The sequence below is a fragment of the Bacillus sp. JJ1533 genome (assembly GCF_036965045.1).
In the GTDB taxonomy this organism is placed as follows: Bacteria; Bacillota; Bacilli; order Bacillales; family Bacillaceae_L; genus Ferdinandcohnia.
In genome coordinates this window covers 1-15366 of record NZ_JBALOV010000032.1, presented here as the reverse complement: position 1 = coordinate 15366, position 15366 = coordinate 1, and the positions used below count along the sequence as shown (strand labels likewise).

The 15366-nt window shown below is 37.2% G+C and carries 25 protein-coding genes; 9 read left to right on the top strand and 16 right to left on the bottom strand.

Features of this window, described 5'->3' with window-relative positions; genetic code table 11:
- Window positions 1-143: 143 nt before the first annotated feature.
- Together V7138_RS25320 and V7138_RS16795 are read right to left on the bottom strand one after the other, a co-directional pair.
- Window positions 144-230 (bottom strand): putative holin-like toxin, encoded by an 87-nt coding sequence (locus tag V7138_RS25320; protein ID WP_223254366.1) that lies wholly within the window; start codon window positions 228-230, stop codon window positions 144-146.
- 104 nt (window positions 231-334) lie between these two features.
- Window positions 335-1573, bottom strand: a complete 1239-nt coding sequence (locus tag V7138_RS16795; protein WP_335399404.1) for a DHH family phosphoesterase — start codon at window positions 1571-1573, stop codon at window positions 335-337.
- A gap of 183 nt (window positions 1574-1756) precedes the next feature.
- Here V7138_RS16795 and V7138_RS16790 point away from each other — a divergent pair, with 183 nt between their 5' ends.
- The gene (locus V7138_RS16790; RefSeq protein ID WP_335399402.1) at window positions 1757-3118 is read left to right on the top strand and encodes an MATE family efflux transporter; all 1362 of its coding nucleotides are present in this window, start codon (window positions 1757-1759) and stop codon (window positions 3116-3118) included.
- A 54-nt stretch (window positions 3119-3172) separates the two neighbouring features.
- Here the strand turns inward: V7138_RS16790 and V7138_RS16785 are convergent, their stop codons facing one another.
- On the bottom strand, window positions 3173-4003 hold the full coding sequence (locus tag V7138_RS16785) for a deoxyribonuclease IV (RefSeq protein WP_335399399.1): 831 nt from the start codon (window positions 4001-4003) through the stop codon (window positions 3173-3175).
- 96 nt (window positions 4004-4099) lie between these two features.
- On the opposite strand from V7138_RS16785, the gene V7138_RS16780 reads away from it, so the two are divergent.
- Complete coding sequence (locus V7138_RS16780) at window positions 4100-4249, top strand: hypothetical protein (RefSeq protein ID WP_335399397.1); 150 nt, start codon at window positions 4100-4102, stop codon at window positions 4247-4249.
- Window positions 4250-4614: 365 nt separating this feature from the next.
- On the opposite strand, the gene V7138_RS16775 is transcribed toward V7138_RS16780, so the two are convergent.
- The 3 genes from V7138_RS16775 to V7138_RS16765 are packed head-to-tail and all read right to left on the bottom strand — an operon-like array spanning window position 4615 to window position 6007.
- Window positions 4615-4899, bottom strand: a complete 285-nt coding sequence (locus V7138_RS16775) for a hypothetical protein (RefSeq protein ID WP_335399395.1) — start codon at window positions 4897-4899, stop codon at window positions 4615-4617.
- A 46-nt stretch (window positions 4900-4945) separates the two neighbouring features.
- Complete coding sequence (bshB2, locus tag V7138_RS16770; RefSeq protein ID WP_335399394.1) at window positions 4946-5611, bottom strand: bacillithiol biosynthesis deacetylase BshB2; 666 nt, start codon at window positions 5609-5611, stop codon at window positions 4946-4948.
- Window positions 5612-5662: 51 nt separating this feature from the next.
- The gene (locus tag V7138_RS16765; RefSeq protein WP_335399392.1) at window positions 5663-6007 is read right to left on the bottom strand and encodes a YojF family protein; all 345 of its coding nucleotides are present in this window, start codon (window positions 6005-6007) and stop codon (window positions 5663-5665) included.
- A gap of 350 nt (window positions 6008-6357) precedes the next feature.
- Between V7138_RS16765 and V7138_RS16760 the strand changes: the two genes are divergently transcribed.
- Window positions 6358-6591 (top strand): hypothetical protein, encoded by a 234-nt coding sequence (locus V7138_RS16760; RefSeq protein ID WP_335399390.1) that lies wholly within the window; start codon window positions 6358-6360, stop codon window positions 6589-6591.
- A 45-nt stretch (window positions 6592-6636) separates the two neighbouring features.
- Here V7138_RS16760 and V7138_RS16755 read toward each other — a convergent pair whose 3' ends face one another.
- The 5 genes from V7138_RS16755 to V7138_RS16735 form a co-directional block, all read right to left on the bottom strand.
- Entirely contained in the window at window positions 6637-6903 is a 267-nt protein-coding gene (locus V7138_RS16755; RefSeq protein ID WP_335399388.1) for a phosphocarrier protein HPr, read from the bottom strand.
- A gap of 72 nt (window positions 6904-6975) precedes the next feature.
- Entirely contained in the window at window positions 6976-7785 is an 810-nt protein-coding gene (locus V7138_RS16750) for an Fpg/Nei family DNA glycosylase (RefSeq protein WP_335399386.1), read from the bottom strand.
- A gap of 72 nt (window positions 7786-7857) precedes the next feature.
- Window positions 7858-8457, bottom strand: coding sequence for a hypothetical protein (locus tag V7138_RS16745; RefSeq protein ID WP_335399384.1), 600 nt, complete (start codon window positions 8455-8457; stop codon window positions 7858-7860).
- 50 nt (window positions 8458-8507) lie between these two features.
- On the bottom strand, window positions 8508-8732 hold the full coding sequence (locus V7138_RS16740; RefSeq protein WP_335399383.1) for a hypothetical protein: 225 nt from the start codon (window positions 8730-8732) through the stop codon (window positions 8508-8510).
- Between the two features lie 29 nt (window positions 8733-8761).
- Window positions 8762-9229: an Hsp20/alpha crystallin family protein gene (locus tag V7138_RS16735; RefSeq protein WP_335399382.1), complete on the bottom strand. Its 468-nt coding sequence runs from the start codon at window positions 9227-9229 to the stop codon at window positions 8762-8764.
- Window positions 9230-9385: 156 nt separating this feature from the next.
- Here V7138_RS16735 and V7138_RS16730 point away from each other — a divergent pair, with 156 nt between their 5' ends.
- The 4 genes from V7138_RS16730 to V7138_RS16715 are packed head-to-tail and all read left to right on the top strand — an operon-like array spanning window position 9386 to window position 10418.
- Window positions 9386-9631, top strand: a complete 246-nt coding sequence (locus V7138_RS16730) for a hypothetical protein (protein WP_335399381.1) — start codon at window positions 9386-9388, stop codon at window positions 9629-9631.
- Between the two features lie 14 nt (window positions 9632-9645).
- Window positions 9646-9897 carry a hypothetical protein gene (locus V7138_RS16725; RefSeq protein ID WP_335399379.1) on the top strand — a complete coding sequence of 84 codons (252 nt, stop codon included), beginning with the start codon at window positions 9646-9648 and terminating at the stop codon, window positions 9895-9897.
- Between the two features lie 12 nt (window positions 9898-9909).
- Entirely contained in the window at window positions 9910-10143 is a 234-nt protein-coding gene (locus tag V7138_RS16720) for a hypothetical protein (protein ID WP_335399377.1), read from the top strand.
- A 38-nt stretch (window positions 10144-10181) separates the two neighbouring features.
- Complete coding sequence (locus V7138_RS16715) at window positions 10182-10418, top strand: hypothetical protein (protein ID WP_335399375.1); 237 nt, start codon at window positions 10182-10184, stop codon at window positions 10416-10418.
- A gap of 56 nt (window positions 10419-10474) precedes the next feature.
- Here the strand turns inward: V7138_RS16715 and V7138_RS16710 are convergent, their stop codons facing one another.
- The 3 genes from V7138_RS16710 to deoD form a co-directional block, all read right to left on the bottom strand.
- Window positions 10475-10714, bottom strand: coding sequence for a hypothetical protein (locus V7138_RS16710; protein WP_335399373.1), 240 nt, complete (start codon window positions 10712-10714; stop codon window positions 10475-10477).
- 70 nt (window positions 10715-10784) lie between these two features.
- The gene (locus V7138_RS16705; RefSeq protein WP_335399371.1) at window positions 10785-12977 is read right to left on the bottom strand and encodes an amidohydrolase family protein; all 2193 of its coding nucleotides are present in this window, start codon (window positions 12975-12977) and stop codon (window positions 10785-10787) included.
- A gap of 63 nt (window positions 12978-13040) precedes the next feature.
- Window positions 13041-13745, bottom strand: coding sequence for a purine-nucleoside phosphorylase (deoD, locus tag V7138_RS16700; RefSeq protein WP_335399369.1), 705 nt, complete (start codon window positions 13743-13745; stop codon window positions 13041-13043).
- A 130-nt stretch (window positions 13746-13875) separates the two neighbouring features.
- Here deoD and V7138_RS16695 point away from each other — a divergent pair, with 130 nt between their 5' ends.
- Together V7138_RS16695 and V7138_RS16690 are read left to right on the top strand one after the other, a co-directional pair.
- Entirely contained in the window at window positions 13876-14010 is a 135-nt protein-coding gene (locus V7138_RS16695) for a hypothetical protein (protein WP_335399367.1), read from the top strand.
- Between the two features lie 14 nt (window positions 14011-14024).
- On the top strand, window positions 14025-14171 hold the full coding sequence (locus V7138_RS16690) for a hypothetical protein (RefSeq protein ID WP_335399365.1): 147 nt from the start codon (window positions 14025-14027) through the stop codon (window positions 14169-14171).
- A 39-nt stretch (window positions 14172-14210) separates the two neighbouring features.
- Here V7138_RS16690 and V7138_RS16685 read toward each other — a convergent pair whose 3' ends face one another.
- Both V7138_RS16685 and V7138_RS16680 read right to left on the bottom strand, forming a co-directional pair.
- Window positions 14211-14981: a sporulation protein gene (locus tag V7138_RS16685; RefSeq protein ID WP_335399363.1), complete on the bottom strand. Its 771-nt coding sequence runs from the start codon at window positions 14979-14981 to the stop codon at window positions 14211-14213.
- A 116-nt stretch (window positions 14982-15097) separates the two neighbouring features.
- The gene (locus tag V7138_RS16680) at window positions 15098-15268 is read right to left on the bottom strand and encodes a YozD family protein (RefSeq protein WP_335399653.1); all 171 of its coding nucleotides are present in this window, start codon (window positions 15266-15268) and stop codon (window positions 15098-15100) included.
- Between the last annotated feature and the right edge of the window lie 98 nt (window positions 15269-15366).

Below are 15366 nucleotides of genomic sequence, written 5' to 3'. Positions count from 1 at the left end.
TATTATTATAGTAAATACTCGTAAAATACAAATAGACCGCAGATGTTGCGAGCATCTACGGCCTAGCAATAGTATGGTCCCACTAAGAGGATCAGCCTAAGATGAAATAGACCTCACCCGATTGTTAGCGGAATAAGGGAGGTCTATTTTTTATTGTTGTCAAAAGATAAAATCGCAACAACAAGCGACGCAAACGAAAGCATAATTACAAGGCTCTCATATATCGTCATATAGGCATCACCCCCTTTCACTTGGGAGCTTAGCCGACCACCCTTATGGACAACCTATTGCCATTTTATTATAGCACATTTTACCATACGAACACACGTTTCATTTAAAATTGGTTCTTTATACTCACTAGCGCACCTTCAAGGTTTGCTCTAATTGCATCTTCTTTCTTATTTAGATGTTCCCCAATGTAGGAAAGAAGTTCATTATCAAAGGCTAAACCACTTGCAAATTGACGCTTTACAAAACGCTCCGCTTCTTCAAAGGAAGAAAACTTTGCGTCAAGTGTTTTCTTCTCATGATGGATGCTCCAATTTTCCTCTTTTTTGAAAACAAAAGATTTTTCACCCTTTCGATTTACAAAAAGAGTTCCATTCTCATTTTCTTTCAAGTTAAGTTGGTTTTCAGGAGCATCATGGCGAATAGCATACAATGGAAATGTATTGTTTACAAAAAGCTCAAATGCCGTATCACCGAGTGAGCATCCAGATGCCTTTGGATGACCTCCGCCACCATATCGCTTTGCAAATTCCGATACATCCACATCATCGTGGATTGTACGAAGGCCAATTTTTTTCGTACCCACATTTAGGAGCGCAATCAAATCTAAGTGAGGATTTAGCTTACCAAGCGCATTACCGAGTTCAGAAATATATTGCTCAGCATGAACCACGCCGACACAATATTCCTCGATAAATGTTTGAACGATTTGTCGGTTTTTTGAATTGATATATCGCTCAATTTTTTTATCTTCGGTATCTAAGAGAAACTCTTCAGCCTCTGTTAACTGGAAGGAATCTCGGTTGGTTTGAAGTCTTTCAAGCATTTTTTCCTCAAACTCTTCAATTCCAATGATAAAAAATAAATCATTGAGTCGTTTAGCTTCCACTCGATTTTCAGACTCCCATTCCCATGTATCATAGAGCCTAACTAACTCGATAAATTCTTCTAAACCTTTATGCTCTTCAATCAGTTGTTTATCGCGAAGAAATTCATAGTACAGGGAGGTTGCACATGTTTTCTTTCCAGAATCATATTCAGCTTGCACAAATCCCCAGTCATACTTATTAAAATGCATGGCTGTCTTATGGTGGTCTACCATCTGTACGTAGTGACCTGCCTTATAACGCTTTTCCAATGCTTTTTCATTCTTTTCATTGACTGCAAGATCCGTTATGTATACTTTTGCTTGATTATGATCGGGATTACCAATATATTTTTCCACACGCTCATTTAAGTTTCGGTAAGAGCAATAGGAGACTTCAACTTCATCACCAAATGCTAACTTGGCTACAAGTCCACATCCTACTCCATCTAAATCACTATCTGAAAATAACTTTATCAAGTTGGATTCCCCCTTCACTCCTAGTTTCGATTACAATGGTAATTTTCATACCCGTTTATTACTTTACACTAAAAAAGAGAAAAGAACGAGTCCTTCATTGGTATTGTTAAAAATTTTCCTATAATCAAGTCGTTTTTGTGATATAATCCATTAATCAATATGGAGGTAGAATGAAAACAGCTTATGAATCAAACATTTACTCTGAAAGAAAAGTATACATTATTTTTTCATATACTCTTCCCAATTCTTGTTACACAGGTAGGTCTGAATCTCATTAATTTTGTTGACACTATGATGTCAGGTCGTGCTGGAGCAAATGATCTTGCAGGTGTCGCAATCGGATCAAGTCTCTGGGTTCCCGTGTATACAGGATTGTCAGGAATATTAGTAGCAATTACACCTATCATTGCTCAGTTTGTAGGTGCAAAGCAAAGAGATAAAGTCCCATACTCGGTGATGCAAGGTATTTATATTTCGTTTGTAATTGCGTTAGCAGTCGCAATTATTGGCGGGGTTGTATTAGATCCTATTTTAGGGTTGATGAAACTTGAATCCGAGGTTCGGGAAATTGCGAAAGAATATATCATCGGGCTTTCATTTGGGATAGTACCGCTTTTTATCTATTCGGTGTTGAGGTCATTTATTGATGCACTTGGTCATACGCGTGTATCGATGATAATCACTCTTTCTTCATTGCCGATAAATGTAGTGTTTAATTATCTATTGATTTTCGGGAAATTTGGTTTTCCGGAATTAGGTGGTGCAGGAGCAGGATATGCAACTGCGATTACGTACTGGCTCATTGTCATCATAGCTATTTGGATTATTTTAACTCGAGCACCTTTTGTGGAGTACCGAGTATTTCGAAAGTTTTATGCTATTTCGCTTCCAAGTTGGGGTGAAATATTGAAACTCGGATTACCAATTGGGTTCGCAATCTTCTTTGAAACAAGTATATTTTCAGCTGTTACGCTTTTGATGAGTGAATTTAATACAATTACAATTGCGGCACACCAGGTCGCCATCAATTTTTCAAGTTTACTTTACATGATTCCATTAAGTATTTCGATGGCATTAACGATTGTTGTCGGGTTTGAGGTCGGTGCAAAAAGATTTAAAGATGCAAAACAATATAGTGTGTTAGGTATTTGTATTGCCGTAATGATGGCGCTTGTTTGTGCAGCGATTATTTTGGTTTTCCAAGAGCCAATTGCAAAAATGTACTCGACAAACAACGCAGTTGTTGAATTAACAACGCAATTTTTACTATATGCAATCTTTTTCCAGCTTTCAGATGCGATTGCGGCACCTATTCAAGGAGCACTACGAGGGTATAAGGATGTGAACACAACCTTTGTAATGACGCTTATTTCGTATTGGGTTATTGGGTTGCCGGTTGGGTATGTGTTGGCTCAATACACGCCACTTGGTGCATTCGGATATTGGATTGGATTGATTGTCGGTCTTGCTGCGGGTGCGATTACTTTGTCTGGAAGATTGATAATTGTCCAAAAGAAAGCAGCTCGAAAAGAATATATGCACTAAGTAGAAAAACCAGCCTTTTGGCTGGTTTTCTGTCTAATTGTTGTCTCTAGTAAACTACCCCATTAAACCATTCAAGAACGTAATTTCATCTTCGTGCGAAAATTTATTCTCATGTGGCGTTTCGAGCACAAACGGAATATCACTAAATACGGAACTTGTTAGAAATTCCTTGATTTGCTCAACCTTGATCTCTCCATAAGGAATATTAGCATGGCGGTCCTTCATAGACCTTGTCGGATACGCGGAATTATTTAAATGAACGGCTTTAAGATGTTCAAAAAAGCCAAGTTCAAGCCCTTTTTTCTCTACCTCACGCCAATTATCTCCATCCCACACACCGCTGGCGAACAGATGGCACGTATCTAGACAAAACCCGATTTTATCTTGATACTCCGAGAGCTGCCTAATTTGGACAAGCTCCTCAAGCATAGTGCCAGTAGGGCCACTTTTTCCAGCATTATTTTCTAACAGGACAAAAGCCTCCCCGTTCCATTTCGACAAAACTTCATTTAACGTTCCTATCAGGCGTTGATATCCTTCAAGTGGATTAGCTGCATTTTTTAATACTCCAAAATGAACAACAACCCCTATCGAACCACATTCATTAGCAATTTCCAAGTCATTTAATAGTGAATCCTTCACAAGCTCAATTTGACCATGCTCAGCCACTAAATTGGTTGGATATGGAGTGTGTGCAATTGTAAGCAAATCATGTTCTTGACAATATTTGGCACATTCGTTTGCATCATGACGATTAAATTCTTTTACAGACAGGCTTCGTGGATTTTTCGGAAAATATTGAAATGCTTTAGCGCCTATTTTGGTTGCATGCCGGGCGGCTCCTAAATACCCATCACGAATACTAATATGACTTCCAAATCTCATGATTTTGTTCTCCTATTCTACATTTACGCTTAGTTTTTCAACGATAGATGGAACTATTCATAAAGTAAAAATGCAGTTAATGTTGGAAAAATGGGCATGCTAGTTTCTGAGGTGATGAAATTGGAAAACTTTACTTCAAATGAGGAGACGGTCCTCAAGAAATCCATTGAGGAGTTAGAAGAAGAAATGGGCTTATACTTTGTTTCACCTGAAAAAATTAGTTTACATATAGAAGAAGAGCAATAAAAAGAGCGAATTTCAAGGTCGCTCTTTTTACTTTCTGTTCATGATTAATGAAAATAAGACAACAGACTTGTAGCTCTCCAGACAATCCCCAACGAGCATAAACTAATAAATGTTCCACTAATTATTTTAGCGATTCTTTTGTGAGTTCCTTTAAAAATCGAATGTGCGAAGGAAAATGCAAAGACCAGAAATAAGATCATTGATATTTCCATATACATGTTCATCTCCATAAAAATACCCCTTTCAATACTGGTTATGCTGAGATATTTTGACGAGCCCTTCCTGTATATGCACCGATTATAAAGGAAACACAATAGTTGTACAACTGATTTTTGGACTATTTGTAATTTTCTTCTTGTTTTTGTTTATAATTTCTTCACATTTTCCATTTCTTCAAGATAAACATACTGGATGTGAAGTTTATCTTCTATCGGCAGACTAGAGTCAAAGATTCGTTTGCTTGCTGTAAAAAATTTTTCATATGGCGATTTTCGTAGCCTTGGATGGGTTAATTCATCAAGCAAATCCCCTCGTATTGTTGCACGAAGAATATCTTCACTACTTATGTCCTTTTGCCATAACCTTCTGTTCATCCAAAGGGATTGGTATGCTTTTAAAAGTCGATCAAAATCAACTGGATTGTTCTCCATTTTCATAGAGCTCCTTTTTTGTCTAAAAGCTCAATGCTCCTAGTTCTTAATCATCAAATTTATATGTCCAATACACTTCTGTTCGAAGCCAGTCCAAGACTTCATTATCTTTTTTATCGATTTTCTGAAGCAAATTACCCATAAGTCCCTCTGTTTGAGAACGATGCGCTTTTAATGTTGCTATCTTCTTATCTAATACCTCACTGACATCGAATTCAACATCATGCTCACCAATTTTTTCAACACGGTCATGAGTGATAGCTTTACAATATACTTTTGGTCTGTTTTCTTTAGGAATACGCTTCACAGCACGTACAGTTGCTTCACCTGTTGCATCATGGTCAGGGTGAACACCATGTCCCGGATAAAAAGTGATAACAAGTGATGGATTCACTTCTTTGATGATTTCTTCAATGTCATCAGCGATTTTTTCTGGATTTAAGAATTCCAATGTTTTATCACGGTAGCCTAGCATGCGAAGGTCGGTAATGCCACACGCCTTACAAGCTTCTCTAAGCTCTTTCTTCCGAATCTCTGGCAATGTTTCACGATTAGCAAAAAATGGATTTCCAAGATTTCTGCCCATTTCACCAAGTGTTAAGCAGGCGTACGTAACAGGAACTCCTTTTTGAGTGTTTAAACTAATAAAGCCTGACACTCCAAATGCTTCATCATCGGGATGCGGTAATACAATTAAAATTTGTCGTTCCATTTTATTGCTCCTTTTTTCAAAATATACAAACATAGGGTGAATCCCTTATCTTTAAAATGGGGTTGTGCTGATTTGAAGTGCAACAGCTAATTTTCCTTCTTCATCATGACCGGCAAGTAATAACCGACCCATCTCATCTAATTCCCAATCAGTAAGTCCTTCCGCATAAATCCAGCCGAGGTTAATTTTAAGGCCAACACGGTAGGGATCATTACCAACAATTTTTCCTTCTGAATATGTAACAAGGGCATTACGAATAAATGCACCTGCTGAAGTTTTTCGTGCACCTGAATGAACAGCATATGCGCCATTAGTTGTTTCAAGGTGGATATAAACGTTTTGGTTAGCAAAACGGTTAATTAATTCCTGAATATCTTCCTTTTTAATCGGTTTCAAAGTGAATCCTCCAAACTCTAATAAAATATCATATTTAACTTTATTTCGTCTACGACTGCATAAAGTTATAGCCTCCGGCGGATGCCACGATTTTTCAATGGAAATTTTTCGAGCAAGCTCAAAGACTAAGAACGCCACATCCTGTGGCAACGTCTTTGTGACCCACCTCGTGTGGGCCTAAAAAAATCGGGCACAAATACGCCAAGGCGTATATTGATATAATAACGATTTTATCAATAAAATTCCAATAATGTGAATTGAAATTGAAATAAGTTGTAATTACTAGTATATCTGGTATGATTTTCTTCGTATTGGTTATATTACGTATATGGAGAAGGTGGTGAACAAAATTGGCAAGAGAAAACCTTGAACTTGTGAATAATATGGAATTTGGCATAACATCGAAATTCATTCCGAACTTATGTGAAGCAAAAACATTAAGGGTAGTTGAAATAAATCAATCATCCGTTCGAATAGAGCTCGAATCAAAGCAAAAAGGCGTCTTCCCTCTTTCCCATTTTCAATACTTAATCCGTCATGGAGCGTTGGTATTATCAAAGGACGAAGACGAAGAAACTGCATAATAGAAAACAACCATCAATAAAGATGGTTGTTTTTCCTATTTTAGATTATTCACCTAAATTTTCTTCTTTTAGTACAGACTCGATACCTTCTAATGCTGCATCAGCATCGTTACCTTCAGCTTGTACCGCAATTTGAGAACCTTTTGGTACGCCTAGAGACATAACTCCCATAATTGATTTAAGGTTAACAGATTTCCCGTTAAAAGAAAGTGTAATTTCTGATTGATATTGACTTGCTTTATGTACAAGCTTTGTAGCCGGTCTAGCGTGTAAGCCAGCGTCACTAGTAATCGTAAAAGTTTTTTCTGCCATGTTTATCCCTCTTTCTTATATTCCTTCTCCTATAGAATAGCCATTAATCACCATGATAATCAAGTATATTTTTTAGATTTGGCAATTTGCACAAAAAAATGTTTTACGAGAAGCCACTTCTTTCTTCACAATCACCGAACCACAACGAACACATACCTCTCCTTCGCGATTATGTGCTTTAAATTTTTCTCCGAATCCACCAGTTAGTTGATCTCCTTTAAAAAGTGGCAAATCGATATATCCACCGTAGCGAATTCCTTCCTGTAATACAGATTGAATCGAAGAATGCAACTTTTTTAATAGGGTATTATCAAGTGTATCCATTGTACGGGTTGGTAATATTCCAGCGGCAAAGCAAATTTCATCAGAATACCTATTTCCAATCCCAGCAATAAATTGTTGATCGACCAAAGTGGATTTGAGTTTACCTTTTTTCTTTTCAGCTAATTGTTGAAAACTCTCGAATGTAAAAGTTGGGTCAATAGGCTCTGGACCCAAATCAGCAAATTCTTCTTCAATTTCTTTTGCAGTAAGAAGATGTAAGTAACCCAACCGAAGACCAATAAACGTAAGCCTGTGAGAAGCAAAACTAAGAATAACTTGCTTTGTCCTTGAAATAGCGTCATCCTCTTTTTCAATATACATTAAGCCACCTAACATGAGATGAAGCAGCAATTTTTTACCGCTAGCAAGATCAAAGATAAGATGTTTTCCTCTTTGGTAGATTTTGGTGACTTTATTACCGATAAGCTCTTTTTTGAAATCGGCAATTGAACTGTTGATCGATTTTTCACGGTTTACCTCAACCTCATTAATTGAATGTCCTGCTATTTTTAATTGGAGGAGGTTCTTATATGTTTCCATTTCAGGTAACTCGGGCATTGGGGCGCCTCCTTTTCAATTAGCATAAGCTATTTGAAAGATTTCCATGTATGGATAATCATCTAGTGTTTTTCAGGAGGATAGATTGCTTAAATCTTCTTCTATCTCAATTTCCGTGTAGGTTTCTTGTTGCTGCGCATTCTCGGATTCTGAGGATGATCTTTCATGGTTTTGGTAATTCGGTTCATCTTCATTTTTCGGAATTTCCATTTCTTCCTTAGCTGCTTTTATTTTTTCAATATCTTTTTTTATTTGTGCATTTATTTTTTGAGGTACATTTCCGTAAGTTGCCCCAATATTTAGTGAACCGTTCAAACTATTAATGCCGAGTTGTGCAAAATTGTTATTTTGTTCGTATTTATCTACATATAGCTTGTCTATATAGAGAGTTTGAAAGGGGGGTTCCGACACATCTTCATCAATGTGATTTTTAGAACACCCACACTTCTTTTGTTGATGTTCCTCTACTTGTTTTACGAGTATTTTTTGTTCCTCGTACACTAATTCGAAATTTTGTTCCAACGAAAGAAGTCTGAATTTCAGGGAATCAAGAAGCAAGCTTATTCTTTGTTCTAAATCTGTTCTTCGGCCTTCATTTTGTGTAGACATTTCATTGTCACGTTTCATTATAACGGCTATTTGGTTTTCTAACTGTTGGATTTTTATTTGCAATTTTTCTTCTCTTTGTTTATAAAACGCAAATTTATCTGAAATCATTTCTTCTATGAAAGGAATAAATTCTTGGATTGTGTTGTTATTTTTTCTTCATGTTTCGATGAAGGATATTTCTCCTTGGAGTTATACATGGAAAGCCGCATCTGTTTTTCAAAGTCAATCAGCTTTTTTAATTGGACTTCCAGTGCGTTCATTCGTAAATTCAACTTATCCAGATCATTGATTTCTGATTCCTTTGTACCTCTTTGATTAAATATCCCTTTAATCGGCATTTATTTTCTTCCTCACTCTTATTTTCATATTAATCAATCGGGACGTACTCTTCATTCTTAAATTGTCTTTTATAGCTGATAAGAAGCATTCCATTTTTAAAAGTTGCCCGGATCTGATCTGGGAAGGTGGCTTCAGGAAGTTGAATAGTTCGCTCAAATGGTCCACTATATCTCTCCTGCTGTATTGGTTCTCCAGGATATACTAGATTGCTGTTTCCTTTTAATAAAAGGTTTGTCCCAGAAACAGATAAACGAATATCATTTTTTTGATAACCAGGCAACTCTGCGATAAGTAAAACATCACTTTCCGTCATATAAATATCAACTAACGGAAATTTTTTATCTCGTCCAGATTCAAAGGGAGTCGCCCTATCCTCACTACCTTGAGTTTTCATAAATTCTTCAAAGGAGGACTGGTCAAATATGTCTTTCCAAAAATCAGTAGTTTGATATTTTTTGGCCAAATCCATCCATTGTAGTATTTTATTCATATCCATGATGGATCCTCCTTGTTTTCTTTTCAAAATCAAAATTATATTCTTCCTATTTCATCTTATTACTAAAATTTCAATTCCATTCATAAAAACTGATTAACATAATTTCTGCTTTGTTGCCATACTTATTACTATCTTAAGAGAAAGGGTCATGTCCGTATGTCATTTTTACCAGTTAATATAAAAATTAAGGATATTAAACTGAATAATGTTGATCATTTAGGGACTGTTTCCTTGAGTTCAACATTGAAACAAAATCGAAATGTCTCAGCAAAGAAAAATCAGGGTTTTGGTCAACAACTTGCAGATAGCAGTCTAAAAATCTTCAGTTCAAGTTGTGTTATAGACAATGAACCTTATGATTCTAACGCTCAAAAAATCAAACGAAAATACAAAGATCAATAAGAAAGGAGGCTCCTATGACTGGATCAGTTCCATACATCAATATAAATATTCATATTATTAAAGTAAATTCATTTGAAAATGCTTCGGCAATCAATGTGGGTCAAAACCTTTTAGCAGAATGGCATAACTCAGATAAGAAAAATCAGGGTTTTGGTCAAAATATGGGGGATGGAAGCAATTTTTTAGGCACAAGAAGCCTTGTAGATGACCGAGATCATCTGGATTCGAATTCTTCTTTTGAAAGTGCCAATCTGCCAAAACTGTAAGGACGTGATAGGATGCTATTTTCCCCAGTGAATCTTAATGTAGTAGGGATAAAGATAAACTCTGTTGATAATGGGGCTGTTGTTAATCTTGGACCTAGCCAACATCTGGATCAGTTTGTATCCTACAAACGAAACCAAGGCGTCGGCGAAAATAACGGAGACTTAAGCCAAACTTTAATGTCCTACTCAGGGGTTTGGGATATGGATGTTCTTGATAGTTTAGCTAATAAATCAAGCTTTATTTAATATTTTAATCGAACAACAACAAAAAAAGGAGTGTTTTCATGGTTTTATTCACACCTATGGTTCTAAATGTGCTCGGTTTTAAAATTAACTCCAATGATAATGGAGCTGTTGCCAATATGGGATCCATTCAACTCGTTGATCAACTTGTGACTTACAAGCGAAATCAAGCATTTGGTGAACAAAATGGAGATTTGAATCTGATAAATGTCCCAGTTGCTGCTGTTTTCGACCCGGATGCCAGTGATAGCAATGCCGTAAAAAATAGTGTAGTTTGATTTTTCTTGGACTGAGTAAAAATATGCCACGAAGGTAGGTCCCTCCGTGGCATTTATCAATGCAATTTTTCAATTTCATTTTGAAGCTGTTTTGTTCGTTTCGCATTTCCTTCTGCAAAATTGGCGAGTCTTTCTTTAAGTTCACTATCATTATGAACCCGCTCTGAGGTAATCAAATAGCGTCGCATCAGCTCAGACTCTGCTGAATAGGCGGTTTCAAGAATTTCCTTTAAGGCATCCTCAGTGAGTGCATCCTCACGGTCATGATCTCGATCAAAATCCTTCTCATGATTCATGATATAATCACCTCTTTAAAAGTATCTACTGTTTGTAGGTGATTAAGACTGTAAAAAACATCCACATGTTTTATTCAAAAACTCCAATTATCGGTTGTCCATTCTTAACTTGAGTTAATACCCCGGTCTCATCCTTGGCTATTTTTCCGGATACGATGACAAAATCGACTCCTTTTGATAATGAAGCAGGTTTTTCAGCAGTTGATGTATCTATAATTTCATGGTAATCAAAAACAGTGATATCCGCCGTGGCACCTTCTTGAAGTCGTCCTCGTGTTGCCATAGCCGGAGCAATGTCCTCCAATTGTCTTGCAGAATGTATTGTTATTTTCTTCATCCCTTCCATGAGTGGCAGAACATCAAGGTCACGAATATATCGTCCAATGAATCTTGAAAATGTTCCCGCTCCCCTTGGATGGTTAAATTCATTATCCATGGTCGCGTCACTGCCGATCATACTATGATCAACCTGAAGAGCTTGAATGAGCTCTTTTTCTTCCATTGCATAAACAATTACGATTCCACCTTTTTTACGATAAATCGGAAATGTTTCAGGCGTAAGTCGCTCAGTTGTTCCGGCAACCTGTATATCGGAATAAGTGATACCAAATCGTGATTGCCAGTCTCCCGCCATACGCTCAAACGAAATATTCGTTGCCCATGAATCGTATGGGTATACATCATAGGTGACTTGATAGCCTTCGGATCGAGCTTCTTCAATTAAGGCGAGTGCCTCATCCATCGCTCCTGTCCCACCTGTACTATGTAAATGCATAAAATGTACCGGTGCATCAAGCTCTCTTGCATATCCGAGAACTTCTTTCACAGAATCAATGCTAGTATGCTCCCCTGTTAGACTTGAATGTCTTCCATGAAAATGAGTAACAAGTCCGTATTCTTTCGCTACCTTCATGATTGCTTTAATTTCTTCTGGGCTGGTTCCGGGATAATACTCTGGACTAAACGCGACAGAGAGTGCACCCTTTTTTATCTCCTCACGGGCACGTTTTACCATATAGTCAATTTGCTCCTGTGTGGGTGTACCATGATTGCCAAGTCCAGCTTCATATCGCAGGCGAACCGCATACAAGGCACCACCGTAGTTTACAGATGTCGGATAGTTATCGTATTGATTGAAAAATCCATCAAAATCAACAGTACATCCGTGCATCGAAAGATTTGTCGTGACCCCATCACCAATTTTAAATTTTGCTCCCATTGGACTTGGGTTGAACGACAGCATGTCAATAAAACCAGGGCTTACGATTTTATGATAGGCATCTATTTCGTTTTCACCTTTAATCGGAGTTTTTGTGATTGTAGCCACTTTGTCATCCTTAATGCCTATATGATAGCCAATTTTTAGCGTTTCTTTATCTGGATCAAGGACAATTCCATTTTTTATGACAATATCGTATGCATTCGATTGTTTATCTTCTTCTGACTCCGAATGTTTGTATTCGTAGACTTTAATGGCAAGCTTGTCTTTCTTTGACTTAAAGCCAACAAGCTGTTCACCATCAAATAAAAACTTATCTCCGTTAATTTTTTTTAGCTGTGTTGTTTGGTTGGTTGTTAAATCATGAACATATGCAGAAATCTTCCCTTGATCCTTAATGGTATAGACAATCTGTTCGAGCTCAGGATTTGCATCTACCCAATCAAGTGTTGCTTTCTTAGAGGGTAACTCAACTACTAGCAAATCCATATGAGAACTAAATTCTGTCGTATTAAAAATGATTTCCGCATTTTGCTTTTCTGGATTTGTTTTTGCGTACAGCATTCCTTCCATGTACCCATTTTTGAATTTAATATTGCTTATGTCAGCCGTTTCCTCAAATGGGATTTCAGAAACGGTTTCTTTTGTCGCAATATTTATGATTTCTATGAAATTACTGCCATTTTTCTTTTTCCCATATAAATACATTAGGTGGGAATCGGGATTTACTTCGACCCCCTGATAGGTTTTATCCGGGTGGTTTGGCAGTTGATAATCCTCCCATGGCTTCACATTTTCAATGACGGTTTGCTGACGGTCCCCGATATAAAGCCTTTTATTACCATCTTCTTCAAGAATAGCGAGAATTTGATTTCCATAAAACGTAATCCCATCTAGCTTGAATCCGTTTACAATCAATTGGCTTTTAACAGCTTCATCGGTATCAGTATAGACCTCTGATGGCGAGAAGAATTTCGAACCAAAAAAGACAACAAACAGAACAAATGCAAGCGTTATGCCGTATTTAACAAAACGATTTTTCAAAGTTATCACCCTAATAAAAGAGGAAAAAATCCCGAAACTCGAAATCTTTTCCCCCTACGTTTTTTATTCTTTCAACGCTGCTTCTAAAGCAACCTCGATCATATCATTAAATGTGGTTTGACGTTCTTCTGCTGTTGTTTCTTCTCCAGTTAAAATATGATCACTAACGGTTAAAACAGATAATGCATTACGACCAAATTTGGCAGCTAATGTATATAATGCAGTTGTTTCCATTTCTACAGCAAGTATACCGTATTGCGCCCATTTTTCTAATTCCGCATTTTCGTTGTAAAATACGTCACTTGTAAAGACATTTCCTACTTTCAGATTTAGGCCTTTTTCAGTGCCAACATCATATGCTTTTTTTAATAAATCAAATGAGGCTGTTGGCGCATAATCAACAGTTCCAAAGTTGATGCGGTTCATCTGTGAATTCGTTGATGATGTCATCGCTAAAATTACATCACGGACTTTCACATCTTTCTGAATCGCACCGCAAGTACCAACGCGAATTAGATTCTGGACACCGTAATCATTCATTAGTTCATGTATGTATATGGAGATCGATGGAACACCCATTCCTGTCCCTTGTACGGATACACGCTTACCTTTATATGTACCGGTAAAGCCAAGCATTCCACGCACTTCATTATAGCATGTAACGTTTTCAAAGAAGTTTTCTGCAATATATTTTGCACGCAATGGGTCTCCTGGAAGTAATATCGTTTCAGCAATATCCCCTTGCTTTGCACCAATATGTGTACTCATTCATGTTCCTCCTATGTAAAATCTTGCACTTTTCCTATCTTACCACAAAATCATTCTACTTAAAAATAGTCATGAACGCAAAAATATGGGGAAAGCTATGGTTGTAACATTTTAAAGGGGGGAATCGTACATGGCAAATGAAAAAATGAGCAAAAAATTGAGACAAGCTGTTGACTACGCAAATGCAACCGACACAACAAAGGGTGTTGGGAATCCACCAAATACTTCAAAAAAAGCAAAAGAAGGCTTTATGCAGCCTAAATAAGCGGAGGGATTAAAATGGGAAAGAAAAATCGAGCACGTACAAGTGCACCAAAGAAGAATAATCATGTACCACCTGAGGCAATCGAGGCAGAACAAATTGCCCACGGAAAAGAATTCTCTGCAGCAGGTGGTCGTAAAAACGGACCTGGCCATAATAAATAACATTAAAAAGGGCGACCATTTACTGGGCGCCCTTGAACATTAGCTATATCGGCTAATTATTTGATTTATTTTTGATTTAAGTGTAGGGAGGTCATCGGTTGTCACGGTAAAGTTGACAAAAGATTCATCCATATCCATTGCTTCAGCTAGAAGACTACTTAAACCTCGTGCACGTCTATCCACTTGTATGAAGACATCTAGTTTATGCTCTGTTTGTGGAAAGAACATTACTTCCACTTCGTCTAAACGTCCACGATAAGCCCCGCTTGTTGGAACAAATTCAAATTCCTGAACAAATGGTAGCCGCTTTCTAAGGCGATACGGAGCAGCTTCACATTCTACCTTCCGAAGACTAAAACCTAAATCATAGACCGCATTCAACACACCTGCTGCCAGTGGAGATGGCGACACAGAAACATAGTCCTTATCTGATGGGTCAATGGCATTTTTTATATCCAATCCAGTATGAATCCATACTTTTGTCCTTCCCAGTGTTGCAGGAGTATCAAGTGGAAGCTCGAAGGAGAATGGGATTTCACGTCTTTCATTGCTACCTATTGTAAAGCGCTCTACAATTTTTATTTTTTCAATCGTTGCTTGCTTGTTGATTTTTCTGTCATTTGATTCTTTTTGATATGTGGTCATAACGGACAAATATATTTCATCAATTTGCTGCTCCATATTTCCGCCAACAATTTCAACAATACCACTTACTTTTTCTCCAGCACTCAGTTTATCTGAGGTTAGTTTTGTATCAACCCTTGCACTCCCAATTCCAATACTCGAAAAAATTTTATTAAATAATGACATCGTATTCCCCCTATCCGTTGATATAAAAATATACGTTTAGGCACAAAAAAAGTTTCTTTTATTTACTATTTTTTTCCCAAAATAAAACGACGGGGTTTCCCGCCGTCGTTATGTAGCTATTCTTCATTTTCCTCATCAATTACGCATTTATAGAGCAAGTATTCAAATGTGATATCTGCTAGCTCCTCTAGCTCTTCCTCACCTGGGGCAAATCCCCTTTGGATAAGCTCGTTATAGAAAAACTCTGCAATTTCCTCCGTATCAATAACAACCTCAATTTCCTTCAGCATGATCGCCCCCTTTACTTAAGATGTATGTTTAAAAACAATCACCTATGTCAGTTTCATATGTATTTAATTTTTTAGTCATGAACTTAAAAGTTCAT